General features: G+C 73.9%; 2 protein-coding genes. One reads left to right on the top strand and one right to left on the bottom strand.

The window, feature by feature from the left end:
- A partial coding sequence (locus L0B03_RS17765) for a PAS domain-containing protein (protein ID WP_250448329.1) occupies positions 1–831 on the bottom strand: 831 nt, incomplete at its 3' end.
- A 161-nt stretch (positions 832–992) separates the two neighbouring features.
- Between L0B03_RS17765 and L0B03_RS17760 the strand changes: the two genes are divergently transcribed.
- A complete protein-coding gene (locus L0B03_RS17760) occupies positions 993–1,478 on the top strand; it encodes an STAS domain-containing protein (protein ID WP_308200115.1) in 486 nt (161 codons plus the stop codon).
- Positions 1,479–1,508 lie beyond the last annotated feature (30 nt).

Below are 1,508 nucleotides of genomic sequence, written 5' to 3'. Positions count from 1 at the left end.
ACGCCCCGGCACCACGTGCACGACGACGCGGCGCGGCGGGTCCGGCAGCCCGGGGGGCGCCGAGCGGAGGTGGCTGACGAGCCACTCGGAGGTGGGGCCGTGGTCGGGGGCGTCGAGGTCGAGCTCGAGGGGGCCTTCCGCGAGCCCGTCCAGGAGGTCCTGGACCTCGTCCCCGGAAGAGGTCCCCGCGCCACCCTGACCGCCGCGACCGCGCCGTCCCCGGGTGGCGGGGGCCGTCTCGACCGCACCGACGTCGATGCCGACCGCCGGTCGCAGCCCGCCGTCGTCCAGGAAGAAGCAGGACCACGCGGCGACCCGGCGCAGCAGCACCGTGATCTCGCGGAGCACGGTGGGCGCCTCGAGATCGACGAGGAGGTCCGAGACCTGGGACACGATCGCCAGGCCGGAGCGCGTGCGTCGCTCCGCCTCGATCGAGCTCTGCTGGGCGTCGGCGTGCTGCACCTGCGCGGTCACGTCCACCTGGATGCCGACCCAGTGGCTGATCTCGCCGTCGGCATCAGGCACCGGGGAGACCGAGACCTGGTTCCAGAAGGTGGTGCCGTCCTTGCGGTAGTTCAGGACAGTCGCCGTCGCGTGCCGGCCCTCCCGGACCGCCCGGCCCAGGCTGCGGGCCGCGTCACGGTCGGTCCCCGGGCCGTGCAGCAGGTTCGGGTCACGCCCCAGCACCTCCTCGGCGGAGTAGCCGGTGGTGCGGCAGAAGGCCTCGTTGACCCAGACGATCGGGCTCCCGGAGGTCCGCGCGTCGGTGATCATCACAGCGACGTCGGTCGCGTGCAGGGCGCGGTCACGGACCTCCGCGAGGTCGTCCACGAGGGGGTCCGGCGGAAACACGCCGTGACCAGGCGGGACGGAGTTGACCACCACACCCTCCGATCGTCTAGCGTTCGGACCAGACCCATCGTGGGACCGATAGACCCCACGGTCCGCGGCCGCCCACCGGGGCGGCACGGGCAGAGACCGAGGAGAACGACGTGCGCGACGTTAACAGCCGGTCGGGGGCTCGGCCCACCGAGGCGGGGCACGCCTCGACCTCAGGCTCAGGGACCGGCGGCTCAGAGCCGGGCTCGGTCCACGTCATCGTGCACTCGGACCGGACCCGCATCGTGCTCTCGGGCGAGGTGGACGCCGACCTGGGGCCTGATCTCGCCGAGGCGACGGCCGACGCCGAGGCCACCGGCCTGCCGATCGAGGTCGACGCCCAGCACGTCACCTTCATGGACTCCTCGGGCATCGCCTTCCTGGCACGGCTCGCGACCCGGGTCAGCGACCGCGTGCGGATCATCCACGCCCCCGAGACGGTGCTGTTCCTGCTCGAGGTGACGCGCATCGGCGAGCTGCTCGACGTCGTGCCCGAGGGCCAGGAGGACGTGGCCCCGGTGACCGCCCCGGACCACGGCCTGCCGACCATCGGCCCCGGCGGGCGGCAGCCGGCCGGCGGGCCCGACGACGTCGCCTGAGCCACCCGGCAGCCAGCCCGCCCTGACGTC

This window comes from Actinotalea sp. C106 (genome assembly GCF_023630195.1).
Lineage (GTDB): Bacteria > Actinomycetota > Actinomycetes > Actinomycetales > Cellulomonadaceae > Actinotalea.
The sequence above is the reverse complement of the archived record's forward strand: the minus strand, read 5'-3'. Positions and strand labels throughout refer to the sequence as shown.